The following is a 25,496-nucleotide window of genomic DNA, read 5'->3' as shown; positions in this document are numbered from 1 at the left end:
ACTCCAGGGCTGACCTGTCGAGGACGCTGACGATGAAGCACGCCGCCGCCAAAAACGCTGACAAGGCTCCGCGCTTCTGGCGTGATGACGCCCTGCCCTTCATTGAGGCCCGTTCCATCGCCGACGGTCGCGACGTCTGCTACACCCGGCATGCCCACAAGCACTTTTCCATCGGTGCGATCACTGCCGGGTGCAGCACTTACCTGCATGAACAGTCGGCGTTTCAGGTCAGCGCGGGCACCGTGGTGCTGATGAACCCCGACGATGTTCACGCCTGCAATCCGATCGATGACCAGCCATGGTCGTACCTGATGCTATACGTCGAGACACCCTGGCTGACCGATTTGCAGCATCAGCTTGGCTTCAGCCACGACTTGGCATTTCGACGTTTTTCCACCACTCATACCCGTGATATCCAGTTGTTTACCGGCCTGAAAGCGTTGTACGAAATACTCGTCGATCCCGTGCAGGACGTGCTGTGCAAACACAGCGCGGCGGTGGAGTTTTTCACTGACGTACAACAGCGGCTCAACCCCGTTGACCAACCTCTGCGCGAACCCAATTTCAAGCTGGAACGCGCGGCCGACTACATCCGCGACAACTGCACGCAACTGCTCAAGCTCGAAGACATTTGCCAAGCCGCTCAGTTGTCGCCGTCGTACCTGATCCGCGCCTTCAAGCACCATTACGGCATGACACCCCACGCGTTTTTGATCAATCGGCGCATCCAGTTCGCCCGCGACCAATTGCGCAACGGCAAATTGATTGCCGATGTGGCGCTGGAAGCGGGGTTTGCTGATCAGGCGCATTTTCAACGGGCGTTTAAACAACATTTGGCAGCGACGCCGGGGCAGTATCGTGGCTGATCAGGGCAACAATAAATAAACCGCACTGCCCGCCAACAGCAACGCCATGGTCCGATTGAACAAGCGCATGCCCGCCGGGTTGCCCAGGTAGCCGCGTAAAAAAGTCCCGGCATAGGCCCAGCAGCCGACGGACAGATAGCAGATCACCAGATACACCGCTGCAAACTGCCAGACCAATCGCGCCTCGCCGTCCGCGACAAAGGCGCCCATCCCCGCCACACAGGCCAGCCAGGCTTTCGGGTTGAGCCATTGCATGATCGCGCCATAGAGCATCGACGGCGCCCGGCCCGACGCCTTGGCATCGAGACGACCATCGTCCGCCGCCAGTTTCCAGGCCATGAACAGCAAAAACGCCACACCCGCCAGTTGCACCACCCGCGTCAGCGCCGGCCACACGCGCAATACTTCATGCAGGCCCAGGCCCATCAGCACCAGCAACAGCACGAACCCCAGCGTTGCCCCGGCAACGTGCCGTTGACTGGCACGAAAGCCAAACTGCGCGCCCGAACTTAACGCCACAATATTCACCGGCCCCGGCGTTATGGACGCCACCAGCGCAAACGTCGCCATGGAGATCATCAGACTCATCGCACACCTTCTTCAATTCAGGGAAGTCAGCGCTCAAGTTACTGAGCGCCCTGCTCCGGCGTATTGAAGAAAACTGCCTAAAGCGATGCGACAGTTTTTTTGTAGCAGCTGGCGAAGCCTGCGTCCGGCGGTGAAGCCGTCGTCAGACCAGACAACTCGGTGTTTCAGGTACAACGTGCATTCAGGTTTACGACGGCTTCGCCGCCGAACGCAGCCTTCGGCAGCTGCTACACAGGTCGCGCGTTGATTCAATCATCCTCATGCAGTTTGATGCCCCGAGCGTGGAGCAAATGCGGAACGATCAACACCAAAAGCGTCAGCGTGAGGAACGACGCAGCGATGGGCTCAGTGACGAAGATCAGCCAGTCACCCTGACTGATGGACAAGGCGTTGCGCAGTTGCTTTTCAGCCATCGGCCCCAGCAACATACCGACGATCACCGGTGCCACGGGGAAATCGAAACGCCGCATCAGCACTCCGCCCCAGCCAATGCCGAGCATCAGCAGCAGATCGAACGAAGAGTGGCGCATGCCGTACACGCCAATGGTGGCAAACACCAGAATGCCGGCGTTCAAGTAAGGCCGTGGAATTTGCAGCAGCTTGACCCACAAGCCCACCAACGGCAGGTTCAGCACCAGCAGGATGACATTGCCGATGTACAGCGAGGCAACGAGGGTCCAGACCAGGTCACCCGAAGTCTGGAACAACATCGGGCCCGGTTGCAGGTTGTAGTTCTGGAACGCGGCCAACAGGATGGCCGCCGTTGCGGAGGTCGGAATGCCCAGCGTCAGCAGCGGCACCAACGACCCCGTCGCGCTGGCATTGTTGGCCGCCTCGGGGCCGGCGACGCCCTCAATCGCGCCCTCGCCCTTGCTGCCCGCAAACTCTTTCGGGAACTTGCTCAGCTTGCGTTCGGCGGAATAGGACAGAAACGTCGGAATTTCGGCACCACCGGCAGGAATCGAACCAAACGGAAAACCGATCAGCGTGCCGCGCAGCCAGGCCGGTACCGAGCGTTTCCAGTCGGCGCGGGTCATCCACAATGAGGTCAAGCGGTGCCGCCCGCTGCTTTCTTCTTTTTGATACAGCAAGCTGTACAGCGCCTCCCCCACGGCAAACAAGCCCACCGCCACCAGCACCACTTCGATGCCATCCACCAATTCCGGCACCCCCAGCGTGTAACGGGCGATGCCCGAGGTCGAGTCGAGACCGATCAGGCCGATGGCCAGGCCCACCCCAAGCGAGGCGAAACCGCGCAGCATCGACGCGCCCAGCACCGCCGACACGGTGGTGAACGACAGCACCAGAATCGCGAAATATTCCGCCGGGCCGAATTTCAGCGCCAGCGTGGCGACGATGGGGGCAAACAGGGTCAGCAGAATCGTGGCGATGGTCCCGGCCACGAACGAACCGATCGCCGCCGTGGCGAGCGCCGGCCCGGCCCGGCCGTTGCGGGCCATCAAGTTACCTTCCAGGGCCGTGACCATGGAGGATGACTCCCCCGGCGTGTTTAGCAAAATAGAGGTGGTCGAGCCGCCAAACTGCGCGCCGTAGTAGATGCCGGCGAACATGATCAGCGCGCCAGTGGGGTCGACCTTGGCGGTGATGGGCAGCAACAGCGCAACGGTCAGCGCCGGTCCGATACCGGGCAACACCCCAATCGCCGTGCCGAGCAAACAGCCGATAAACCCCCACATCAGATTGATCGGCGACAGTGCGGCGGAAAACCCCATCGCCAGGCTTGCGAGAATATCCACCGGGTTCATCTCCTTCGGCCCGGCTCAGATCCAGGCGTTGACAAGGGGCGGCAGGGAGACGCCGAGCCCGGCGTTGAACAGCCAGTAAATCGGCAACGTCAGGGCAATGCCGATGGCCAGGTCCCGCAGCGGATGGCGACTGCCAAACCCACGTGCCGCACAGGCAAACAGTAGCCCGGCGGAGAGGACGAAGCCGATGAGGTTAATCAGCAATGCCACCCCCATCAGCCCCGCCGTGACCCACGCCGCACCGGATTTGCCACCGGGCAGCGCTTTGGCAGACTCGTCGTCGTGGTCCGCCAATTCGCGAAAGCCGCCGGTGCAGGCTTGAACACTCAGCAGCAACCCGACGACGCCCAGGAACACCGCCAGCCCGTAGGGGTAGACATCGGCGGCCAAAACGACGTAGCCCATCTCGGGCGGAAACCGCCAGGCGCCGACCGCCAGGACGGCACTGATGGCGATCAGTCCAAGGCCGATGGCCAACTGTGGCGGCACAACCTTGCGCAACCCGGTCATGTCAAAGCAGCCCGACGTTGACCAGCATCGCCCGCAGCCGCACATGTTCTTCGTCGACAAACTTGCCGAATGCATCGCCGGTCAACACGCTCGGCGACCACGCGTTGGTGTTGAGGTTGTCTTGCCAGGACTGGGTTTTGGTGGCAGTGACGACGGCGTCGGTCAGTTCCTGGCGCTGCTCGGGGCTCAGACCTGCGGCGCCGTACACACCGCGCCAATTGCCAATGATCACGTCGTAGCCTTTCTCTTTGAGGGTCGGCGCATCGATACCGGCAACGCGCTCCGGCGCGCCGATGGCGAGGACGCGGAACTGGCCGCTCTTGATGTATTGACCCAGCTCGGCATAGCCGCCAGTGATCACTTTGAGCTGGCCGCCGAGCGCCTGAGCCACCACTTCACCGCCACCGCCGAAGGCGACGTAATTCACCTTGTTGACCGGGACATCCATTTTGCCGGCCAGCTCGGCGATGCCGATGTGATCGACCGAGCCTTTGGAGCCGCCGCCCCAGGTGATGCTGGTGGGTTTGTCTTTGAAGGCCTTGAGCAAATCCTCAAGGGTTTTGAAGTCGGACTCCTTGCGCACGGCGATCACGTTGTATTCAGTAAACAGCCGGGCAATCGGTGTCACGTCCTTCAAGGTGATTTGCGGTTTGTTCTGTTCGATGCCGGCGACCATGATCGCCCCCACCACCAGCAACGCACCCACCTCCCCTTTGGTGCTGTTGGCGAACTGCGCAAGCCCCAGCGTACCGCCAGCGCCGCCCTTGTTTTCGAAGGTGGCGGACTTGGCCACTTTGGCCTCGATCATGGCCTTGCCCAGTTCCCGTGCGGTCTGGTCATAACCACCACCGACCGACCCTGGGGCCATGAACTTGACGGTATCCAGCGCCATTGCGGGTGTTGAAAGTGCGGCAGCGGTGATCGCCACGGCAGCGGCGAAATTTAAACGACGGAACAAAGCGAACATGAGTGGACTCCTGATCTTGTTTTTGTAGGTGCCGGTTGAATCTCGCTCAGGAGCAACCCCTGCTCACTGAACATGCGTCTAATGAACAAGCGTAGGTCATGGATGTGTTTGAGGGCGGGCTGTTACCGAAGTGGAACGTCCTTCGACTGTTCAACTACCTCGGTGGCAAGGCTCTGCTCAGGTTTTGTCAGGTGGATTTTGCGGGCGATGTCCACAAATGGCGTCACGATCAGGCTGTACACCGTCAGGTAACGTGAGTGATCCGCTTCGCCGGTGCCAAAGCGCAGCGCCTCGGGTTTGGAGGTGGTGACGTAGAGCGTGCCGAACATCCAGTCCCAGAGCGACAGGTTGATGCCGAAGTTCTTGTTGACGTGTTTCGGCGCGTCGCTGTGATGAATCTGGTGCTGGGCGGGGCTGTTGAGCACATGTTCGACCACGGGCCCAAACGACAACCACACATGGGTATGGCGCAGGTTGGCGGCAAACCCGTTGAGGATCAGCACCATCCAGGTCACGCCGAACAGGGTGTAGCGGCTGATTTCGCCGCCACAGGCGTACCAGAAGACACCGGCGTAAACACCGACGCACAGTGTATTGGTGAGTTTTTCGACGATTTTTTCCACAAAGTGCAGCCGGCTAGCGGTCGCCGGGACCAGCACGGGGGCCGAATGGTGGACCTTGTGGAAATCCCACAGCCAGCGGGTATGGAAGGCGCGATGGCCCCAATAGTTGGCGAAATCCTTGACCAGAAACACGCCGAGCCCATAGAGCAGCGACAACGCGAGGTGTTCCTCGACTTGAGTGCGCGCGCCCCACAGGTTGGTGAAAAAGCTCACGTAGTCGGCGGAGCGCAGGATGTGTGGGTCCACCAGTCCGACGATGGGCAGCACCAGCATGACTTTCAGAATGGCGCGGACGAAGTAGTAGCGATAATCCAGCAACGCCGACTGATGCAGGTAAACCTGCTTGCCGCCGATGAATTGCCAGAGGGTTGGTGCGCTGGTCAGCCCGCGAGATTTCCTGAAACGGAACAGCCCGTAGGCAACGCTGTAGGAGGTCGCCAGAAACAACAGGCCGAAACGGCCATTCAAATCAAAAATGCCAAGAAACTGCTGGGTAACTGGCGTTATCACCCATCGGGACAGGTAGTCATAGACAAACGACAATGCATCCACGACCGCCTGGCCTCCAAAAAAGTGAGGGAATTGTAGTTCAGCCGGCCAAAGGCGCTAGCGCTTTTTACGTGTAAGCCTCCACTACCCACTTCACTTTCACCAACGCGTGGCGAAGCGTGGCCAGGTCCACCGAGCCCAGCGCCAACCGCAAGGCGTGCGGAACATGAACCGATACCGCAAACGGCTCGGCGGTGGAGACCGAGACCTGTTCACGCATCAAGGCCACGGCGATCTGGTCTGCCCGTGCGTCTTCCGACAGGGGCAGCCATAGAAAGTACGACGATGGATGGCGGATGACGCGAAGGCCGCTTAGCTCCTCATCCGCCAGCTTCTGCCGGGCTCGCGCGTCTTCGCGCTTTTGCGCTTCGAGGCGGGTAACAGTGCCATCGTCGAGCCAGGCGCAAGCGATGGCTGTCATGACGCCCGGAGTGTTCCAGGTGGTCGCCCTGATCGAACGCTCCAGTGCGGCGACCCTTTGCGCCGGTGCTGCGATGAAACCCACGCGCAGACCGGTGGCGACATTCTTGGAAAAGCCGGACACGTAGACGGTGCGTTCCGGGGCCAGCTCAGCGAGGGGCGGCGGCGCTTGCTCGGCGAGAAACGCGTACGCCCCGTCCTCAATGATGTGCAGGTCATGCTGGCGCGCTATCGATACCAGTTGTTCGCGTTGATCGGCGGGCATCACCCAGCCCATCGGGTTATGCAGGGTCGGTATGGTGTAGACGGCACGCACGGTCCGGCTGCGGCACAGCTTTTCCAGCGCCTCCAGATCCGGCCCCTGCTCCGTGACGGGGATGGCGACGATTTCAAGGTGGAGCGATTCCGCCAGCACTTTGAAACCTGAATAGGTCAATGCGTCGGCCGCGATCACGTCACCGGGTCGCAGCAGCGCCATCAGCGTCACCGCCAGGCCATGCTGGGCGCCACTGACAATTAGCACCTGCTCGGCCTCAACCGTCAGCCCACGGCTACGCAAATGGCGGGCGATGGAGGCGCGCTCATGCGCACGTCCGGCGTGGGGTTGATAGCGCAAGTGCGACTCCAGGTCGCCGGACAACGCCAGTTGGCGCAAGGCATTGCGCAACAGATCGCCTTGCCCCTGCAACGAGGGATAGTTGAAGTTGAGATCGATCACCCCCGCCGCGACGTCTGGCTGATCGATGCCATGACTGGGCGGCAACGAGGTCTCGCGAACAAACGTCCCGCGTCCGGTTTCACCACTGACCAGGCCCATGGCTTCCAGCTCGGCATACACCCGGCTGGCGGTGACCAGCGCCAGACCTTCGCTGACGGCCAACTGGCGGTGCGTCGGCAAGCGCGTGCCGGGCAACAAGCGCCCCGAGTGAATATCGGCAGCAAAAGTGTCCACCAGCGACTTGTAGCGGGAGCGTGCCATTGTGGGATGTATCCATGACAATTTTTTGATTGTTCTTAATCCTGGCTCATAGGATGCCCTGACACAACCCGATACGGAGACAGGCGATGGAAAGGGCCTCAACGCTTAAAAGCCCGGCGCTGGACAAACACGCAAGCGGACTGATCAATGGCTTGATCGGCGTGCTGATCTTCAGCGGCTCGCTGCCCGCCACCCGGGTGGCCGTGCTCGAATTCAACCCCGTGTTCCTGACGGTCGCCCGCGCCACTATCGCCGGTGTGCTGGCGCTGTGCATGCTGTGGCTGTTCAAGCAACAACGCCCAGCGCGCAGCCAGTTGCTGCCTTTGATCATCGTGGCACTGGGCGTGGTGGTCGGCTTTCCGTTGCTGACGGCGCTGGCGTTGCAATACGTGACGTCGGCGCACTCCATCGTCTTCGTCGGCCTGCTGCCGCTTGCCACCGCCGTCTTCGGGGTATTGCGCGGTGGCGAGCGCCCAAGACCGGCGTTCTGGCTGTTTTCGGTGCTGGGGAGTTTGCTGGTGATTGGCTTCGCCGTTTCTCAGGGGTTGAGCACGTCCCCCATCGGCGACGTCCTGATGCTGTTGGCGATTCTGGCGTGTGGCCTGGGGTATGCCGAAGGCGCAAAACTCTCCAGAACACTGGGCGGCTGGCAGGTGATTTGCTGGGCCTTGGTGCTGTCGCTGCCGCTGATGGCCGTGTTGACCTGGTGGCGGATGCCCGTTTCGTTTTCCGGGATCAGTGTGCCGGCCTGGGTGAGCCTGGGGTATGTGTCGCTGTTCAGCATGCTGATCGGCTTCGTGTTCTGGTATCGCGGGCTGGCGCAAGGCGGGATCGCGGCGGTGGGACAGCTGCAGTTGTTACAGCCGTTTTTCGGCTTGGCACTCGCGGCGACGTTGCTGCACGAACAGGTCAGCATCGGCATGCTCGGGGTCACCGTGGCCGTGATTTTCTGTGTGGCGGGCGCGAGAAAATTCGCCAAATGAAAGTGTACTGCGGCTTGCGTTCATGGCTGTAACGGGCGAGCCGCACACCGTCCATGATAAAAATGGCGCTCTCGCTTTCGGAGACTCGCCATGGACCTCGCCACCCTCACCCTTTTCCTCCCGGCGTGCTTTGCCCTGAACATGGCACCCGGCCCGAATAACCTGCTGTCCGTCAGCAACTCGACGCGTTACGGCTATCGCACCTCCTGCGTGGCCGGGATCGGTCGGTTACTGGCATTTGCCGGCATGATCGCCCTCGCCTCCGCCGGATTGGCCGTGGTGCTGCAAACCTCCGAAATGTTGTTCTACGGGATCAAAGTTGTCGGCGCGGCTTACCTGTTTTACCTCGCCTGGCAATTGTGGCGTGCTGATCCTGGCGCCGAGCGCGCTGACACCCGCGCACCCGTCGGTGTGCTGGCGTTGGCGCGACAGGAGTTTTTGGTGGCGGCCGGTAATCCCAAGGCGATCCTGATCTTCACCGCATTCCTGCCCCAATTCGTCGACCCGACCCGCGCGGTGACACCACAATTCGCGCTGCTCGGTACGTTGTTTTTGATGCTGGAGTGGATCGCGATCAGTGCATACGCCTATATGGGGCTGCACATTCGCCGCTGGTTCGCCGAGCCACGTGGCAAGCGGATTTTCAATCGGTGCTGCGCAGGGTTGTTGTCGGCGGCGGCTTCGGTGTTATTGATGGCGAAGCGGGTTTGATCAAGCGGGTGAGACGGTCCATTTAGTAGCTGGAGGTGTTGCAATGACAACAATCGATGTGAAATCCCGATTCGAAGCAAAGCTTCTTCGTCCGGCAAAGCCTGGTGATGGTAAGTCGTGGGCGTTCGTAGTGCTGCCAAGAGACGTGAGTGAACAGCTTCCGAGGCGAGGAAGGACGACAGTTGAAGGCACGATCAATGGACACCCATTCCAGGCAACACTTGAGCCGGATGGTCAGCTGAGCCATTGGCTGCAGATCAGTAGAGCGTTACACGAAGCCGCAGGCGCGGCCGTTGGGGATATCGTCACACTAGAGCTAACCCCTGTGAAGAAAGAACCCGAACCTGACATCCCAGCAGATTTTCAAGAGGCACTGGCAGCCACGCCTGAGGCTCGTAAAGTCTGGAACAGTACGACGACCATCGCACGAGTAGACTGGATACACTGGATTACTTCAGCCAAGCAACTCAAGACGCGCGCAAAACGAATCGGTGATGCCTGCGATATGCTCGCATCCGGCAAAAAGCAGGTTTGCTGTTTCGACCAGTCTGGCTACTACAGTAAGGCCTTGCGTGCGCCCGAGGCAGAAGATTTATAGATGGGACATTCTGTTGAATACGCCTGACAAGGCGCTCAACACCCACGAAGTACGTGCCGTTTATATTTCCGCGATGGGACAAGAGCTCGGTGCTGATTTCTACGAACTCTATAGAGAGCTCGTAGAGTTTGATGTTCTTCGAAAAAAACAATTACCTAACCGTGCAGTCGCTTCCACCACTCATCACTGATTCCGCGCCAAGGGTGGAGGCTCAGGATCTCTGCACTAAGGCAATAGTGGCAGCATAGTTTGCCCGCGGGCATCGCAACAAGCATATAGCACGTCAAGATCACAACTACCTCAGCAACCGAAACTACAATCCTTCTGGAGAGCAAATCGCGTCACTAAATCATGTACTGCAAAATTCCGAGGAAACTCTAGAGATTCAAAGCGCTTTCGAAACAATAATTGATATGCCGGTTTGGCAATACCCCAGCACTCCGTGCCCGGCTTGCTTGGCACCGGCATTCAGTTCAGAGAAACCCTTATGATTTTTACCTGTTGCTGGATCCATGTAACTACCGTCACTTCTTTGAACGACCCAATGCAAACCAACGGGTAAACCTACAAGCGTTACCGCCATCGCTTCTATTCTTGCCTGACCTGCCGCAAGCTCATTTGGCCCATTCACTACAGCACATCCGATACCAGACAGCCTCGATTTCGCATCCGGATAGAACCAGCTCAGGGCTTTTGAGAATATGGTCGGAGTCTCTACGACCTTCATTTCAAGACCTAACAACCTCCCTGCCGTAACAATACCATCCGGCATGGAATAGCCTGCGTCCATCAAGTTACCGCAGTGTTTTCTTTGCGTGTCATTACCGCTCGTTATCGTGTAAATATCACTTTCACAACGGTTATCCAACTCCAGGGTATCGCAACCTACCTGCTCCGACATAGACCCGGCCAAGACGGGAATTTTTTCTATACCCAGCTCTTTCGCCACACACAACAGGCTGGCGGCACCACAGGAGTTTGCGAAAGCCTGTTTTTTTGCAAGGTGCTCGTCTGGCATTTCAATGTTTAGAGCATCATCAGCATTTGACAACTGGACTACTGATCGCATATTCGATACTGAATTCAGCATGGGATACTCCATCTACTTTTGAAATTGAAACCCATAGGGATGCATTTCAAGTAATCAATCGTTCACGGCACATGTTTAGCGTTAAGGATGAAAACGAGAAGCGGTGAGATGTTACGGGCTGAGCTTGGGCGAATCCTGCGCAAATTATTGGGTCTTCGACAGCCCATCGACCCGGTTTGACCGCACTACTGAAAACATCATTGACAAACTGCCAGCAGAAAAAAAGCCCCACAACCGAAAGCGGTGCGGGGCAAAAAATTGGTTGGTTGCGGCCAACCAAAGGAGCTCAGTGAAAAGCGCTTGCGAGCCGGGGTCAGATGCATTCCTGTGCGGCGCGCTCAAAGGCCGAAGGCAGGAAGTTCGAGGCCAGCAATTGGCGCTCGTAGATGAACACCTTGCCACCCTTCCCGGCCTTGTAGGCTTCCAGCACGTTGTCCGTCGAGACTTTGCTCGGCACCACGATCCGGTAGCTGCGTGAGGTTTGCGAGACAGTCGGGCTCAACGCACTGCCCTGCAATTTAGGCACGACACAGTCGGCGTATTGGGCAGGCGTCTTGCTGGTCTGCAAGGTCAGAGTCGGGTCGTTCGGCGCAGAGGCACAACCGGCGAGCAACATTAAGGCAAATGCCATGGCAGGCACGAATAAAGGGCGCATGCGTTTCATCCAAAAAATAAACGGTCCGGTTCATCAATGGCGGCGATTTTCCGACTATTGTCGATAAAGTAGAAACTGCCTTTCGTAATGGTCACTATTACGCCTAGCAATAGTTGCGCGCCGTGCAGGTGGATAAACACTCAATCACCACCAGAACAGATTGATGAGGATCTCCCCTTGAGAACTTTTGACCTGATCCGTGACGCCGTTTTGCCCGATTTCCGTGACCGGGTGGCCGAGTACCTGGTCGAGTACGAAACCGTACTGATGGGCGAAAACACATCCGACTCGGCACTTGTGCAGGCCACCGCCAATCAGTTGCGCGGTTATTTGCGCGGTTTGAACACCATGCGAGTGCTGGGTATGGCGGACTGGGAGGAACTGGATCGTCGGGTGGTGAATACGTGGCTTTAGCGCCCTGGCGTTGGATGTTGTTTGGATGTATCACAATGATTTCACAATAATGGCACCGCTCGCTGATCGTCAGCGTAGGCGCCTCCTCGCCTATAAAACGCTCCCGCCATCCCAAGATAAATAGCTAGCTATTCGTTGATGAAAGTCTGAAGTATTCATTTGAACTTTCAGATTCTTTCACGCCTCAGCCTGTGCCTAACATCGGCACCACAGCGAACCCGCCACGGCATCGCTGGGTGGGGATCAGGTTGCGCCAGGATTTTATTGAGGATTACCGATGAAGCTGGAAATATTCCGCACGCTGTGGGGTTACACCGCGAGCAAGGCCCAAGCGTTGGAGGAGCTGCTGCAAGCGGGCTTTGATGGCATGGAAGCACGCCTGCCCCTGGACGCCCGTGAGCGCGTTGAGTTCGGCGCCTTCCTCCAGGCCAATCGCCTGGGCTATATCAGCACAGTCTTCACCGCGTACGACGTGTTGCCAGACCAGTCGGCAACGCCTGTCGTTCACCTCATTGACCTTGACCAGAAACTCGCCTGGGCCGCCGAGCTCGGCCCGCGCTTCGTCAACGTGCTGGCGGGCAATGATCGCTGGTCCCTGCCACAACAAGTGGAATTCTTTGGCCAAGCGCTGGAACTGACGCGCAAACATGGCCAGGTCTGCAGTTTCGAAACCCATCGTTCGCGGTCGCTGTTCAACCCGTGGGTGACGCTGGAGTTGATCCGCCAGCTACCCGATCTGTTGTTCACCAGTGACATCAGCCATTGGGTCGTGACCTGCGAGCGCCTGTTGAACGACCCGGCCGATGACCTGAGCGCTTTCATCGAGCGGGTTCACCATATCCAGGCTCGGGTCGGTTACGACCAGGGCCCGCAGGTTCCGCACCCGGCGGCGCCCGAATATGCAAAAGAACTGGCCTTCCATCAGCAGCACTGGGAAAGCATTTGGTGCTCGCAGCAAGCCCGCGGTTACCAGGTCAGCACCCTGACCCCGGAATTCGGCGCCGACGGCTACCTGCATCATTTGCCGTTCACCAATGTACCGGTTGCTGACCTGTGGTCATTGAACGTGTGGATGGGCCGGACCGAGCGTGAACACTTCAACCGTTTCCACCACTCAAGCCATCCTTAGGAGCCGATGCGTCATGCCTGACAATAAAAACAACAGCGCCAGCACTGACACACATAAAGCCAATTTCAACAGCATCCCGGTGGTCAACATCGCCGGTTTGTTCAGCTTTGAGCTGGAGCACCGCCTGGCCGTGGCCGAACAATTGGGGCGCGCTGCCAGCGAGGTCGGGTTCCTCTATATCACTGATCACGGTATCGACCCGCAGCTGATCGCCAACCTGCGCAAGGCTGCCAAGGACTTTTTCGACCAGCCCCTCGACACCAAGATGCGGCACTACATCGGCACTTCGCAAACCCACAAGGGCTTTGTACCTGAAGGCGAAGAGGTCTATTCCAAAGGCAAGCCGGACCACAAGGAGGCCTTCGACGTCGGCTTCGAAGTCCCGGCCGATGACCCGCTGGTGCTGGCCAACACTCCATTGCTGGGGCCTAATGACTGGCCACAGCTGGCGGATTTCAAGACATCGGTTCAGGCCTACTATGAAGCGATCTTTGCCTTGGGCCGGCGCCTGTTCGGCGGCTTTGCCCTGACCCTGGGCCTGGAGGAAAACTATTTCGACAGCCTGGTCACCCGTCCGCCCTCCAAGCTGCGCCTGATCCACTACCCCTTCGACGGTGCCGCCCATGACGCACCGGGGCTTGGAGCCCATACTGATTACGAGTGCTTCACCATCCTCCTGGCCGACAAACCAGGCCTTGAGGTGATGAACAATCATGGGCAATGGATCGATGCCCCACCGATTGCCGATGCCTTTGTGGTCAACATCGGCGACATGCTGGAAGTGATGACAGCAGGCGCATTCGTTGCCACTGCACACCGGGTTCGCAGCGTGCGCGAGGAGCGTTACTCCTTTCCATTGTTTTATGCCTGCGACTACCACACCCAGATCAAACCGCTGCCCGGGTTCGCCCAGCCAGGCAACGTCTACGAAGAAATCACGATCGGCGAACACATGTATGGCCAGGCACTGCAGACGTATCAATATCTGCGCGCGAGGGTGGCCAATGGGGAAGTTCAACTGCCAGGCAAGGCACGCAAGCCCGCCAGTTTCGGACATTTGAAAAATCAGGCTCAACCGTCCTGATTGAAGTTTTCAGCTACCCCCTTACCTACGCCGGAGTCAGTACGAAATGAAAAACAATAAAAAGAACCTGTTGAGCTTGGCTATATTGGCAGCCGGTATGCTCGGTGCCTCGGTGGGCATGGCCGCGTCAGACACGCTCAAGGTCGGCATGGAAATCACCTACCCTCCCTTCGAGTCCTATGACAAGGATAAAAACGTCGTCGGTTCGGACCCCGAGCTGGCCGCCGCATTGGCCAGGCACATGAACGCCAAGGTGGAGTTCGTCGACACCAAGTTCCCGAGCCTGATCCTGGGCCTGAACTCCGGCAAATACGACGCGGTTATTTCCGGCATGTACATCACGCCAGAGCGCCAGACTCAAGCCCAGACCATCGCCTATGCCAACACTGGTGCCGCGGTCATGGTGCCCAAAGGCAGCGAGATCAATGCGAAAAAACCTGAAGACCTGTGTGGCTTGAAACTGGGCCTGGAACAGGGCACGACCTGGGTCAAGGAATTCAGGAAACTGTCCGATGAATATTGCGTGCCGAACAACAAAGGTGCCATCACCGTCAGCGAATACCCTTCGGCGCCCGAAGTGACCCAGGCCCTGTTGTCCAAGAACATTCAGGCCCAGGTTGAAATCGCCGGCGCCGCAAAACTGATCGCGGAAAAGACCAACGGCCGGGTAGTGATCACTACCGATCACCCGATCTATCAGCAAACCCTGGGCATCTTCGTCAAGAAAGGTAACGAAGAAACCTTCCAGGCGGTGCAAAAGGCCTTCGAGGAGACCAAGAAGAGTGGTGAGTACGCCGCTATTCTTAAGAAATACGCCTTGGAAGAACCGACTGCCAACTAAGAACGTGTCCTTGTAGTCTGGTCATCTGCCGCCCCTGCATCGGGGCCGCAGAGTGAGGTGCCCTATGCAATTCGATTGGTCGTATTTCTTCTCCCTGTTCTCCCTGCCAGACTTCTGGAATGCCTGCGTCACGGTGGTCCAGCTCAGTGCCCTGGCCTGGTTCATCGGCATGCTGCTGGGGTTTCTCCTGGCCACGGCCAAGCTGTCCCAGTCACCCTTGCTGCGCATTCCCGCAGCGGTCTACATTTGGTTCTTCCGCAGCATCCCGTTGCTGGTGCTGGTGGTCTTCGTCTACAACCTGCCGCAATTGTTTCCCGGCAGCGGCCCGATCCTGTCCAACCCCTTCTACTCCGGTTTGCTGGCCCTGGTGGTCACCGAAGCGGCGTACATGGCGGAAATCCACCGTGGCGGTCTGATCTCCGTGGCCAAGGGGCAGAAAGAAGCCGGGCGCGCGTTGGGTGTCGGCCTGTTCGGCATGCAGCGCTTGATCGTGATTCCCCAGGCTTTCCGTATCTCGCTGCCCACGTTGATTAATGAATACATCACGGTGGTCAAACTGACCTCGCTGGTCTCGGTGATCTCGCTCACGGAAATTCTTACGGTCGGCCAGCGCCTCTACGCCACCAACTTCCTGGTCATGGAAACCCTGGCGGCGGTAGGCGTCTACTACGTGTTGATCGTTACCGTGTTTGGTTTTTTCCTGCAGCGCCTGGAGCGCTACCTGGACCTGAACTTCCGCAAGCCGCAAACACTCGACGCGCCCGCCGTAGCCAAGCTCAAGGCCTGCGCCGAAGCCTTGCCCGACAGCACACGCAAAGTAGCGGGCAACAACCTGACGCCTATCCTGCAACTGAAGAACATCCAGAAGAGTTATGGCACACACAAAGTGCTGCTGGGGATCGACCTGAAGGTCGAATACGGCCAGGTGGTCTCGATCATTGGCCCATCCGGTTCCGGTAAAACTTCGCTGATCCGCACGGTCAACGGCCTGGAAACCATCGATACCGGCGACATTCTGTTGTTCGGCGAACAATTCATCGAGGCGTCGGACAAACCCAATAGCTCGCGCTTGCGCAAAGGCGTGCGCCACATTGGCATGGTGTTCCAGAACTTCAACCTGTTCCCCCACCGCACCATTCTCGACAACGTCACGCTGGCGCCGCGTTACCACGGCCAGCCGGGCGAACTGAGTGAACATCGCGCTTATGCGCTGCTGGACAAGGTCGGCCTGCTGGCCCATGCCCACAAGTACCCGCATCAACTGTCCGGCGGGCAGCAACAGCGCGTGGCGATTGCGCGGGCCCTGGCGATGGAACCGCAGATCATGCTGTTCGACGAGCCGACTTCGGCCCTCGACCCGGAACTGGTCAACGACGTGCTGAACGTGATTCGTGATCTGGCCAAGGAAGGCATGACCATGCTGATCGTGACCCACGAAATGGACTTCGCCATGTCGATTTCCGACCGGGTGATCTTCATGGAGAATGGCAATATTCAACTCGATGCCGCGCCTGAAACCATACGCTGCGATGCCGAAGGAGAACGAGTGCGGCGCTTTATGGGGATCGATGTTCCATTGCCAAACCGTTCTGCAACGGTGGATCTGGCATGAACAGGCACCCCCTTTCTTTGAGCTTCCCACTTTCAGGAAAACACCGATGAATCTTGGAATTGCGGGACGCTGGTTTGCGCCGCCAGCAAGGGGCTAGGGGGCGTTCTGAATTAGTTTCCCCGCTGCGTTGTCGGCCTTAAAGCGGGCCAGGCAAGGCGCAGGCCGCAGGGAATCGTGTGCCCCTTCCAAGGCAGCGACCGGCCTGCAGTCAACAGGGCAGGTCGCTGGCCGAGTTAGCTCAGGCGGTGCAAAAGTATCCCGTACTCATCCCACCAGAAGACCAGGGACAACAACGCTAACCCGCAGGTGCCGGTCATGACTGTGCGCACCCAATCTGCCACCGTCATTTGGAGATCCATAATCCGTCCTCCTTCTGGGTGGAAGATTTACCAGGACGCTGGGTTGGTTCGACGAGTTTATCGTCGGAACCTTCGGCAAGGACCGAATGTTCTACGCACATATTATTGTTCTCTTCAGGACTGATCGTCATACGGCCTGGCATTGCAAGCTGCCCAATTGCCGGGCTTGCAGCGCACACCATGAGAAGGAGTTTATCGACGGTGGGACTGCCAATCTTTCATTTGGCGACAGCGCGTTGTCATTTCATGACAGCTCATGACCGTTGATCCGGGATGGTTTTAAGCCTTTGGTGCAGACAAACGCTCAAGCTGACGGAACCTCAATCCAAAGCTCCGTCAGCTACCCCGCTGTTACCTTGACGGCCCTTTGAGCTCGACCTGATTGCCATCCGGATCAAAGCAATAAAGTGACAAGCCATAACCTTCGGCACCGAAGCGCCTGGCCGCTTTCTCGGCCGCCAGACCAAAGGACTGCAAGTGGCTGATGAGTGCCGCTTCGTCGAAGGGCTCGATGCGCAGGCAGACATGGTCGAGGTTACGCCCCTCTTGCCCGGCGGCGGCACCGCCCTTGCGCCCGAGCTCACCGTCCAGGCTGACCAGGTCGATCATGGAGGTCCCTGCGCGCAGATGCACCAGCCCCAGATTGTCTTGGCGCTTGACCAACTCAGCGCCGAATACCTGCGCGTAGAACGTGATGCTTCGCTCCAGGTCCTTGACGCGCAGCACGATGTGATCGATGTGTTGAATCGTAAACGGTTGCATGAAATCACTCCCTGTTTGACTGCCTGATCAGTAACCCGACCACTGTAGTCCAGAGTCACAAAAATTCATTGTCGATTTTCCGGTGGAGACACTGCCAACAGGGTTTTATGCTCGACCCATGAACATACAGACCGCACTACTGCCGCCCCACGCCGAAATGGTTCGCGCCATGCTCGAACGCGACACTGCCTATGAGGGGGTGTTCTTCACGGCCGTGAAAACCACCGGGATTTTTTGCCGCCCCGGCTGTACGGCACGCTCGCCGAAACCAGAGAACGTCGAGTTCTTTGCGCACGCCGATGAATGCCTGGCGGCGGGTTATCGCGCGTGTCTGCGCTGCAAGCCGCTGGACGCTGCGGCCATCGCGCCCGACTGGGTGCAGAGGTTGCTGAGGTCGGTGAACGCCGATCCCGAGCAACGCTGGACCGACGCCCAGTTGCTGGCCGAGGGCATCGAGCCGTTGAAACTGCGGCGCTGGTTCAAGCAGCAACTGGGCATGACCTTTCATGCCTGGCTGCGCACCCGTCGCCTCGGCATGGCACTGGGCGGGATCAAACAGGGCGATTCCATCGACAGCGCGGCATTCGACTCGGGTTATGAATCCCTCAGTGGTTTTCGTGACGCCTTTCAAAAGTCGTTCCACATCACCCCGGGCCGAGCTGCGCAGAGTGAACCCTTGCTCTTCACTCGGCTGACCACGCCACTGGGGCCGATGATCGCCATGGCCGAGCGCCGTGGGCTGGTACTGCTGGAATTCCTCGACCGTCCGGCGTTGACCTGCGAAGTCGAAGAACTGCAGAACCGGTATGGCTACGCGGTCGCGCCGGGACACAACGCGCATCTGCAACAGATCGAGGTGGAACTGGCACAGTACTTCGCCGGCAAACTCAGCGAATTCAGCGTTGCACTGTACCTGCCCGGCAGTGAGTTTTCCCGGCAGGTCTGGGCCGAATTGGCGAAGATCCCGTACGGTAAGACCAGCACCTACGGCAGCATCGCCAGGCAATTGGGCAAGCCCGGTGCCAGTCGCGCCGTGGGCTTGGCCAACGGGCACAACCGGCTGTCCATCGTGGTGCCCTGCCACCGGGTCATCGGTGCGGATGGCTCGCTGACCGGCTATGGTGGAGGACAACCGCGCAAGGCATTTCTGCTACGGCTGGAAAGCGCGGCATTACAGGTCACCCAACCACTCGCGTTCTGATTACCTCAACTGTCATCAGGAAGGACATTCGATGGACAGACAATTCCACCAATTGCACCACGAAGGCTTGCTGATCCTCACTAACGTCGCGGATGCCACCGGGGCCCGTATCGTCGAGCAACTGGGCTGCAAAGCCGTGGCCACCAGCAGCGCGGCGGTGGCCTGGGCTCATGGTTACGCGGACGGCAACGCCCTGCCCCTCGAACGTCTGGTATCAACCGTCGAATCCATCGCCCGCGTGATTTCGCTGCCGTTGACCGTGGACGTCGAGGCCGGCTATTCCGATGATCTGACGCGGGTTGCCCAAGTGATTGAAGCGGTGATTGCGGCCGGGGCGGTCGGGATCAATATCGAGGACGGCGCTTCTGCGCCCGAGTTGCTGGTGCGCAAGATCGAAGTGGCCCGCAAAGTGGCCGATCAGCGCAATGTGAAGCTGTTCATCAATGCCCGCACCGATGTGTACCTGCGAGGATTGGTACCGGCCGAAGATCGCGTCGCTGAAACCCTCAAGCGTGCTGCTCTGTACCAAGCGGCAGGTGCCGATGGGCTGTTTGCGGCGGGTGTCTCGGCGGAGTATGAAATCGCTGCGCTGTGCCACGGCACGACGTTGCCGGTGAATGTGCTGGGCCTGTCGGGGTTGCCATCGCTTGAAGCATTGAAAGCACTGGGCGTGCGACGTTTGAGTGCCGGTTCGGGCATCGCCGAGTTTTTGTATGGCGCCATGGCCGGGTTGACCCAAAGCTTTCTGGAAACCGGCAAACTCGACAGCAGTCACCTCAAGGCTCTTACTTACGGTGAAGTTAACGCCTTGCTGAAAACAACCGGAAACCCTTGATTGTCATGCCCGATCCCTATCTGCCGGCGACCCGGTTTTTAGCGTCCCTCGACGCAGACTGGGCGCGCCACATCGCCGCCATCGGCCCGTGCCTGCACCAGCCCCATGCGGCTCGTGATCCGTATGAGTCGCTGGTGCGGGCGATTGCCTATCAGCAACTGCACGCCAAGGCCGGGGATGCGATTGTCGGGCGGTTGCTGGCGTTGTTTCCGTCGGCGGCATTCCCACGGCCGGAACAGATCCTGGCAGCGGGGTTCGATCAACTGCGCAGTTGCGGGTTTTCGGCGGGCAAGATCGCAACCATTCAGGGGATTGCCCAGGCAACGCTGGACGGCGTGGTGCCGGAGTATGCGACCGCGTTGGCGATGGAAGATGAGGCCCTGATCGAGCGCTTGATCACCTTGCGCGGGGTTGGGCGCTGGACGGTTGAGATGTTGCTGATTTACAGCCTCGAACGCCCGGATATCTTGCCCGCCGATGACTTTGGTGTGCGTGAAGGCTATCGCCGGCTGAAGGGGTTGGAGGTGCAGCCGACGCGTAAGCAGATGGTAGAGATCGGGTTGGCGTGGAGCCCGTATCGGACGGTGGCGGCTTGGTATTTGTGGCGGGTGCCCAGCAAGTAGACCGCGTTATCGTTCATCGCGAGCAGGCCCGCCCGGGCCCTGAAGGCGGAGAAGCCCAATACTTGAGGGAGACAACCATGCAGCTAGAAGGCTCCTGCCATTGTGGCGCGGTATCGTTCAGCCTGAACAGCGCCCACCCCTACCCTTATCAGCGTTGCTACTGCTCGATCTGCCGCAAGACTCAAGGCGGCGGCGGTTATGCGATCAATCTCGGCGGCGATGCCAAGAGCCTCAAGGTGCGCGGTCGCAAGCACATCGCGATTTACCATGCACGCCTCAAGGCTGAAGGCGATAAACGGGCGCACAGCAGCAGCGCCGAACGGCATTTCTGCTCCCTTTGCGGTACGGGACTGTGGCTGTTCAGCCCCGAATGGCCTGAACTGATCCACCCGTTTGCATCCGCCATAGACACCCCGTTACCGGTGCCGCCAGAACACACGCACTTGATGCTCGGTTCAAAAGCGCCATGGGTGGAAGTCGAGGCGCATTCCGGCGATCAGCAATTCGAGGTCTATCCCGAAGAGTCCATCGCCGACTGGCACGAACGCCTCGGCTTGAGCCGCTAAAGCGTTTTAAACGTCAGGCCGCAACGGGCACGCCGCTGTGGAAACGGAATTCCACGTCCGGCGACTCGATCAGCTCCTGCTCGGCCGCGCGCACCTTATCGATCACTTGCGCGATGTCCTTGGCGTCGCCGTACTGGTAAGCCAGTTTCAGGTAACCCTGGAAATGCCGGGCCTCGCTTTTCAGCAGCCCGAAGTAGAACTTGCCCAGTTCTTCATCCAGATGCGGCACCAGCGCCTCGAAACGCTCGCAGCTGCGGGCTTCGATGAAGGCCCCTACCACCAGCGTATCCACCAGTTTCACCGGTTCATGGCTGCGCACCACTTTGCGCAGGCCCGAGGCGTAGCGACCAGCGGACAATTGGCGCAGCTCGATCTTGCGCTTTTTCATCAGGCGCATGACTTGCTCATGGTGCACCAGTTCTTCCCGGGCCAGGCGCGACATCAGGTTGATCAGGTCGACGTGGGAGTGGTACTTGGCAATCAGGCTCAGCGCCGTGCTGGCCGCTTTGAATTCGCAGTTCTTGTGGTCGATCAGTAATGTTTCCTGATCGGCCAGCGCGGCCTGCACCCAGCCGTCAGGGGTACGGCAGCCGAGGAACTCGTGAATTTCGGGAAGGATCATGGGGCTCACGGATAAAGGGTTCAAAATCGAAGGGCGCCGATTATACCGGCCTGCGGGCAGACCACCAGTCGCCAACCGTTGATATGCATCAAGTACCTGGTTGGCGAGCAGCAACTATAGTTGTGCAACGCCGTGCTTTTTTACCCGTTTATGGAGATCCCGATCATGCAAGCCATTCGCAGCATTCTGGTGGTCATAGAACCGGAACATTCGGAGAGCCTGGCGCTCAAACGGGCCAAATTGATTGCCGGTGTGACCCAGGCCCACCTGCACCTGCTGGTTGGTGATCCCAAGCATGATCACAACGGCATGTTGGGAGTGCTCAAGGCTGCGCTTGTAGCCGACGGCTACAGCGTCACGACCGAGCAAGCCTGGAATCAGAGCCTGCACCAAACCATCATCGACGTGCAGCAAGCCGAGGGCTGCGGGCTGGTGGTCAAGCAGCATTACCAGGACAACCCGCTGAAAAAGGCCTTGCTGACCCCGGATGACTGGAAACTGCTGCGTGAATGCCCGACACCGGTGTTGCTGGTAAAAACGTCCGGCTCCTGGAGAGACAAAGTCATCCTGGCCGCCATCGACGTGGGCAATAGCGATGGCGAACACCGCCACCTGCACAACACCATCATTGATTACGGCTATGACATCGCCAGCCTGGCCAAGGCGCATTTACACGTCATCAGTGCGCATCCGTCGCCGATGCTGTCATCGGCCGACCCGACCTTCCAGCTCAAGGAAACCATCGAGGCGCGCTATCGCGAGCAGTGCCGGGCGTTCCAGGCGGAATTCGACATCGACGATGACCATTTGCATATCGAGGAAGGCCCGGCGGATGTGTTGATTCCATTCATGGTGCACAAACTGCAAGCGGCAGTGACCGTGATCGGCACCGTGGCGCGCTCAGGGTTGTCGGGGGCGTTGATCGGCAATACGGCGGAAGTGGTGCTGGATAAGGTGGAGAGCGATGTACTGGTGCTCAAGCCGCAGGAGATTGAGGATCACCTTGAGGAATTGGCTCAGCATTGAAATCTATGGCGTCTGCTCGCGAAGCTTTTAAGATTTAACCGCCAAAGGCGTCTTTTAAGAATCCCGGTGCAATGTAACGCTGGTAATGCGCTTCAGACAGCAAGAAAAATTCTCGATCAATGGCATCACGCAATTCCGGCAGGTTCCAGTCGCGAAACTCCGGCATCAGCACCATCCCGTAGGCCTCCAGGTTATTGATCACCCGCGCCCCACGGGCAATCAGCTGATACGCCCAGCAATACTCCGACTGATGCGGCACAAAACGAATTTTGCGTTGCTCCAGTTGCAAACGCAGACGCTGAGGGTCGAAAACCTCCAGCTTGCTGGCCATCACCTGGGACAGCAATAGCTCAAGACGCAGCCATACCGCGCGCTTTTCCTCCTCGTTGTAACCATTCCAGCTGATCACTTCGTGGTGGAAACGCTTGCAGCCACGGCACACCAAGTCACCGTAAACAGTGGAGCAAAGGCCGACGCAGGGGGTCTTGATGGTCTGATTGGGCATAGGTAGGCAAAACACGGAAAAGCAGAACAGGCGCGCATGTTAGCCCTTTGTCTAACATTCATCACCCCTCAAAGTTAAAGGCCTAACTTACCTTTAATTTCTTTTTGCCGTAGAATCAGCCAGCCTTTTAAGGCGCCAATGTCCGTTAGAAGCTGTTTTCAAAGCGTCACGAGCACAGTCGTTCCTTCAGAGCGGTGTTGGCGAAGGGTTTTTCCAGCGGGGAAAAGCTCAGCGCCAACCCTCATCAGCTCCCGTTCTGCAGGCGTAAAACTTTGAAAGCAGCTTCTGTAAGGAATTGTCGGTAATTCTGGCTAAATGGCTCACAACGCCATGCAGCGCATGAGTACGGCAATTCGGGATGAGCGTCCCGGACACCCATTTGGGACCACTGATGAGGGTAATAACTGTGCTTGAAGCCTACCGCAAACATATCGAAGAGCGTGCAGCACTGGGTATCGTTCCCCAGCCGCTTAACGCCGAACAAACTGCAGGCCTGATCGAGCTGCTGAAGAATCCCCCGGCTGGCGAAGAAGCTTTCCTCGTTGACCTGATCACCAATCGCGTTCCACCTGGAGTGGACGAAGCCGCCTATGTAAAGGCCGGTTTCCTGTCCGCCCTCGCCAAAGGCGAAGCCAATTCCCCTCTGATCGACAAGAAGCGCGCTGTTGAACTGCTCGGCACCATGCAGGGCGGCTACAACATCGTCACGCTGGTCAACCTGCTGGACGACGCCGAACTGGCCCCGGTCGCTGCCGAAGAACTCAAGCACACCCTGCTGATGTTCGACGCTTTCCACGACGTCGCTGAACGCGCCAAGAACGGTAACGTTCACGCCAAAGGCGTGCTGCAATCCTGGGCCGACGGCGAGTGGTTCAAAAACCGCCCTGTGCTGGCCGACAAGATCAGCCTGCGCGTGTTCAAGGTCACCGGCGAAACCAACACCGACGACCTGTCCCCTGCCCCGGACGCCTGGTCCCGCCCGGACATCCCGCTGCACGCCCTGGCCATGCTGAAAATGGCTCGCGACGGCATCGTGCCGGACGAACAAGGCGTCACCGGCCCGATGAAGCAGATCGAAGAAATGCGCGGCCAAGGCTTCCCGATCGCCTACGTCGGTGACGTGGTCGGTACCGGTTCGTCGCGTAAATCCGCCACCAACTCGGTGCTGTGGTTCTTCGGCGATGACGTGCCTTATGTGCCGAACAAGCGCGCTGGCGGTTTCTGCTTCGGCAACAAGATTGCTCCGATCTTCTACAACACCATGGAAGATGCCGGCGCCCTGCCAATCGAATTCGACGTGTCCAATATGCACATGGGCGACGTGATCGACCTGTACCCGCATGCTGGCAAAGTCTGCAAGCACGGTACCGATGAAGTCATCACCACCTTCGAAATGAAGACCCCGGTGTTGTTGGACGAAGTCCGTGCCGGCGGTCGTATTCCGCTGATCATTGGCCGTGGCCTGACCGAGAAGGCGCGTGCCGAGCTGGGTCTGCCGCCGTCGACTCTGTTCAACAAGCCTGAAGCGCCGGCTGAAAGCACCAAGGGTTTCACCCTGGCACAGAAAATGGTCGGCAAGGCGTGTGGCGTGACGGGCGTTCGTCCGGGCACTTACTGCGAACCGAAAATGACCACCGTGGGTTCTCAGGACACCACCGGTCCAATGACCCGTGACGAACTGAAAGACCTGGCGTGCCTGGGTTTCTCGACCGATCTGGTGATGCAGTCCTTCTGCCACACCGCGGCTTACCCCAAGCCAGTGGACGTGACCACTCACCACACGCTGCCGGATTTCATGCGCAACCGGGGCGGCGTTTCGCTCAAGCCGGGTGACGGCATCATCCACAGCTGGCTGAACCGCATGCTGCTGCCGGACACCGTCGGTACCGGCGGTGACTCGCACACCCGTTTCCCGATCGGCATTTCGTTCCCGGCCGGTTCCGGTTTGATCGCCTTCGCGGCCGCCACCGGCGTCATGCCGCTGGACATGCCTGAGTCCGTCCTGGTGCGTTTCAAAGGCAAAATGCAACCGGGCATCACCCTGCGTGACCTGGTCCATTCGATTCCTTACTACGCCATCAAGGCCGGTCTGCTGACGGTAGAAAAGAAAGGCAAGATCAACGCCTTTTCCGGCCGCATTCTGGAAATCGAAGGCCTGGACAACCTGACCGTCGAACAGGCTTTCGAGCTGTCCGACGCCTCGGCTGAACGTTCGGCTGCCGGCTGTACCATCAAACTCCCGGAAAAGGCCATTGCCGAGTACCTGACCTCCAACATCACCCTGCTGCGCTGGATGATCGGCGAAGGCTACGGCGATGCGCGCACCCTGGAACGTCGTGCTCAAGCGATGGAAGCCTGGCTGGCCAACCCTGAGTTGCTGGTTGCCGATGCTGACGCCGAATACGCTGAAATCATCGAGATTGACCTGGCAGAAATCACCCAACCGATTCTCTGCGCACCGAACGACCCGGACGACGCTCGTCTGCTGTCGACCGCTGAAGGTCAGAAAATCGACGAGGTGTTCATCGGTTCTTGCATGACCAACATCGGTCACTTCCGCGCGGCCGGCAAGTTGCTGGAACAGGTCGACGGTCAGCTGCCAACCCGTCTGT

Annotated in this window: 28 protein-coding genes; 16 read left to right on the top strand and 12 right to left on the bottom strand. The window is 58.8% G+C overall.

Annotated features, from left to right (window positions below; translation table 11 throughout):
• Positions 1–32: 32 nt before the first annotated feature.
• On the top strand, positions 33–866 hold the full coding sequence (locus PMI22_RS20135; protein ID WP_007944557.1) for an AraC family transcriptional regulator: 834 nt from the start codon (positions 33–35) through the stop codon (positions 864–866).
• Here the strand turns inward: PMI22_RS20135 and PMI22_RS20140 are convergent, their stop codons facing one another.
• From PMI22_RS20140 to PMI22_RS20165, 6 genes are all read right to left on the bottom strand, one after another.
• Positions 867–1,454 (bottom strand): LysE family translocator, encoded by a 588-nt coding sequence (locus PMI22_RS20140; RefSeq protein WP_007944556.1) that lies wholly within the window; start codon positions 1,452–1,454, stop codon positions 867–869.
• A gap of 248 nt (positions 1,455–1,702) precedes the next feature.
• Positions 1,703–3,211 carry a tripartite tricarboxylate transporter permease gene (locus PMI22_RS20145; protein ID WP_007944555.1) on the bottom strand — a complete coding sequence of 503 codons (1,509 nt, stop codon included), beginning with the start codon at positions 3,209–3,211 and terminating at the stop codon, positions 1,703–1,705.
• A 24-nt stretch (positions 3,212–3,235) separates the two neighbouring features.
• Complete coding sequence (locus tag PMI22_RS20150) at positions 3,236–3,730, bottom strand: tripartite tricarboxylate transporter TctB family protein (RefSeq protein ID WP_007944554.1); 495 nt, start codon at positions 3,728–3,730, stop codon at positions 3,236–3,238.
• Between the two features lies 1 nt (position 3,731).
• Positions 3,732–4,697, bottom strand: coding sequence for a tripartite tricarboxylate transporter substrate binding protein (locus PMI22_RS20155; protein ID WP_007944552.1), 966 nt, complete (start codon positions 4,695–4,697; stop codon positions 3,732–3,734).
• Positions 4,698–4,819: 122 nt separating this feature from the next.
• Positions 4,820–5,872 carry a sterol desaturase family protein gene (locus PMI22_RS20160; protein WP_007944551.1) on the bottom strand — a complete coding sequence of 351 codons (1,053 nt, stop codon included), beginning with the start codon at positions 5,870–5,872 and terminating at the stop codon, positions 4,820–4,822.
• A gap of 64 nt (positions 5,873–5,936) precedes the next feature.
• Positions 5,937–7,268, bottom strand: a complete 1,332-nt coding sequence (locus PMI22_RS20165; protein ID WP_007944549.1) for an aminotransferase-like domain-containing protein — start codon at positions 7,266–7,268, stop codon at positions 5,937–5,939.
• Positions 7,269–7,354: 86 nt separating this feature from the next.
• On the opposite strand from PMI22_RS20165, the gene PMI22_RS20170 reads away from it, so the two are divergent.
• From PMI22_RS20170 to PMI22_RS31705, 4 genes are all read left to right on the top strand, one after another.
• The gene (locus PMI22_RS20170) at positions 7,355–8,251 is read left to right on the top strand and encodes a DMT family transporter (RefSeq protein ID WP_007944548.1); all 897 of its coding nucleotides are present in this window, start codon (positions 7,355–7,357) and stop codon (positions 8,249–8,251) included.
• A gap of 90 nt (positions 8,252–8,341) precedes the next feature.
• Positions 8,342–8,962 carry a LysE family translocator gene (locus PMI22_RS20175; RefSeq protein ID WP_007944547.1) on the top strand — a complete coding sequence of 207 codons (621 nt, stop codon included), beginning with the start codon at positions 8,342–8,344 and terminating at the stop codon, positions 8,960–8,962.
• Positions 8,963–9,005: 43 nt separating this feature from the next.
• Entirely contained in the window at positions 9,006–9,560 is a 555-nt protein-coding gene (locus PMI22_RS20180) for a YdeI/OmpD-associated family protein (RefSeq protein WP_007944546.1), read from the top strand.
• 13 nt (positions 9,561–9,573) lie between these two features.
• Positions 9,574–9,750 (top strand): hypothetical protein, encoded by a 177-nt coding sequence (locus tag PMI22_RS31705; protein ID WP_177323426.1) that lies wholly within the window; start codon positions 9,574–9,576, stop codon positions 9,748–9,750.
• A gap of 195 nt (positions 9,751–9,945) precedes the next feature.
• Here the strand turns inward: PMI22_RS31705 and PMI22_RS31760 are convergent, their stop codons facing one another.
• Together PMI22_RS31760 and PMI22_RS20190 are read right to left on the bottom strand one after the other, a co-directional pair.
• The gene (locus PMI22_RS31760; RefSeq protein WP_007944545.1) at positions 9,946–10,650 is read right to left on the bottom strand and encodes a hypothetical protein; all 705 of its coding nucleotides are present in this window, start codon (positions 10,648–10,650) and stop codon (positions 9,946–9,948) included.
• A gap of 313 nt (positions 10,651–10,963) precedes the next feature.
• Positions 10,964–11,305 carry a hypothetical protein gene (locus tag PMI22_RS20190; protein ID WP_007944543.1) on the bottom strand — a complete coding sequence of 114 codons (342 nt, stop codon included), beginning with the start codon at positions 11,303–11,305 and terminating at the stop codon, positions 10,964–10,966.
• A 177-nt stretch (positions 11,306–11,482) separates the two neighbouring features.
• Here PMI22_RS20190 and PMI22_RS20195 point away from each other — a divergent pair, with 177 nt between their 5' ends.
• The 5 genes from PMI22_RS20195 to PMI22_RS20215 all read left to right on the top strand — a co-directional run bounded on the left by PMI22_RS20195 (position 11,483) and on the right by PMI22_RS20215 (position 16,385).
• Positions 11,483–11,719 (top strand): hypothetical protein, encoded by a 237-nt coding sequence (locus PMI22_RS20195; RefSeq protein WP_007944542.1) that lies wholly within the window; start codon positions 11,483–11,485, stop codon positions 11,717–11,719.
• A 277-nt stretch (positions 11,720–11,996) separates the two neighbouring features.
• A complete protein-coding gene (locus tag PMI22_RS20200) occupies positions 11,997–12,848 on the top strand; it encodes a sugar phosphate isomerase/epimerase family protein (protein WP_007944541.1) in 852 nt (283 codons plus the stop codon).
• A gap of 13 nt (positions 12,849–12,861) precedes the next feature.
• A complete protein-coding gene (locus PMI22_RS20205) occupies positions 12,862–13,932 on the top strand; it encodes an isopenicillin N synthase family dioxygenase (RefSeq protein WP_007944540.1) in 1,071 nt (356 codons plus the stop codon).
• 46 nt (positions 13,933–13,978) lie between these two features.
• On the top strand, positions 13,979–14,773 hold the full coding sequence (locus PMI22_RS20210; protein ID WP_007944539.1) for an ABC transporter substrate-binding protein: 795 nt from the start codon (positions 13,979–13,981) through the stop codon (positions 14,771–14,773).
• A 64-nt stretch (positions 14,774–14,837) separates the two neighbouring features.
• Positions 14,838–16,385 (top strand): amino acid ABC transporter permease/ATP-binding protein, encoded by a 1,548-nt coding sequence (locus tag PMI22_RS20215; RefSeq protein ID WP_007944538.1) that lies wholly within the window; start codon positions 14,838–14,840, stop codon positions 16,383–16,385.
• 233 nt (positions 16,386–16,618) lie between these two features.
• On the opposite strand, the gene PMI22_RS32235 is transcribed toward PMI22_RS20215, so the two are convergent.
• On the bottom strand, positions 16,619–16,744 hold the full coding sequence (locus PMI22_RS32235; protein ID WP_007944537.1) for a hypothetical protein: 126 nt from the start codon (positions 16,742–16,744) through the stop codon (positions 16,619–16,621).
• 351 nt (positions 16,745–17,095) lie between these two features.
• Positions 17,096–17,506, bottom strand: a complete 411-nt coding sequence (locus PMI22_RS20220) for a VOC family protein (protein WP_007944536.1) — start codon at positions 17,504–17,506, stop codon at positions 17,096–17,098.
• Positions 17,507–17,624: 118 nt separating this feature from the next.
• Here PMI22_RS20220 and PMI22_RS20225 point away from each other — a divergent pair, with 118 nt between their 5' ends.
• From PMI22_RS20225 to PMI22_RS20240, 4 genes are all read left to right on the top strand, one after another.
• Positions 17,625–18,707, top strand: a complete 1,083-nt coding sequence (locus tag PMI22_RS20225) for a bifunctional transcriptional activator/DNA repair enzyme AdaA (RefSeq protein ID WP_007944535.1) — start codon at positions 17,625–17,627, stop codon at positions 18,705–18,707.
• Positions 18,708–18,738: 31 nt separating this feature from the next.
• Positions 18,739–19,542 carry an isocitrate lyase/PEP mutase family protein gene (locus PMI22_RS20230; RefSeq protein ID WP_007944534.1) on the top strand — a complete coding sequence of 268 codons (804 nt, stop codon included), beginning with the start codon at positions 18,739–18,741 and terminating at the stop codon, positions 19,540–19,542.
• Positions 19,543–19,547: 5 nt separating this feature from the next.
• Positions 19,548–20,165: a DNA-3-methyladenine glycosylase family protein gene (locus PMI22_RS20235; protein WP_007944533.1), complete on the top strand. Its 618-nt coding sequence runs from the start codon at positions 19,548–19,550 to the stop codon at positions 20,163–20,165.
• 77 nt (positions 20,166–20,242) lie between these two features.
• Entirely contained in the window at positions 20,243–20,731 is a 489-nt protein-coding gene (locus PMI22_RS20240; protein ID WP_007944532.1) for a GFA family protein, read from the top strand.
• Between the two features lie 13 nt (positions 20,732–20,744).
• Here PMI22_RS20240 and PMI22_RS20245 read toward each other — a convergent pair whose 3' ends face one another.
• A complete protein-coding gene (locus PMI22_RS20245) occupies positions 20,745–21,353 on the bottom strand; it encodes a tRNA-(ms[2]io[6]A)-hydroxylase (protein ID WP_007944531.1) in 609 nt (202 codons plus the stop codon).
• A gap of 165 nt (positions 21,354–21,518) precedes the next feature.
• On the opposite strand from PMI22_RS20245, the gene PMI22_RS20250 reads away from it, so the two are divergent.
• The gene (locus tag PMI22_RS20250; protein WP_007944530.1) at positions 21,519–22,379 is read left to right on the top strand and encodes a universal stress protein; all 861 of its coding nucleotides are present in this window, start codon (positions 21,519–21,521) and stop codon (positions 22,377–22,379) included.
• Positions 22,380–22,413: 34 nt separating this feature from the next.
• Here PMI22_RS20250 and PMI22_RS20255 read toward each other — a convergent pair whose 3' ends face one another.
• Positions 22,414–22,884, bottom strand: a complete 471-nt coding sequence (locus PMI22_RS20255; RefSeq protein ID WP_007944528.1) for a DUF1289 domain-containing protein — start codon at positions 22,882–22,884, stop codon at positions 22,414–22,416.
• Between the two features lie 406 nt (positions 22,885–23,290).
• Between PMI22_RS20255 and acnB the strand changes: the two genes are divergently transcribed.
• The coding region (gene acnB / locus PMI22_RS20260; RefSeq protein ID WP_033049035.1) for a bifunctional aconitate hydratase 2/2-methylisocitrate dehydratase at positions 23,291–25,496 on the top strand (2,206 nt) is incomplete at its 3' end.

It is taken from the genome of Pseudomonas sp. GM21, assembly GCF_000282215.1.
Classification (GTDB): Bacteria; Pseudomonadota; Gammaproteobacteria; order Pseudomonadales; family Pseudomonadaceae; genus Aquipseudomonas.
This window is presented reverse-complemented; position numbering and strand designations above follow the sequence as displayed.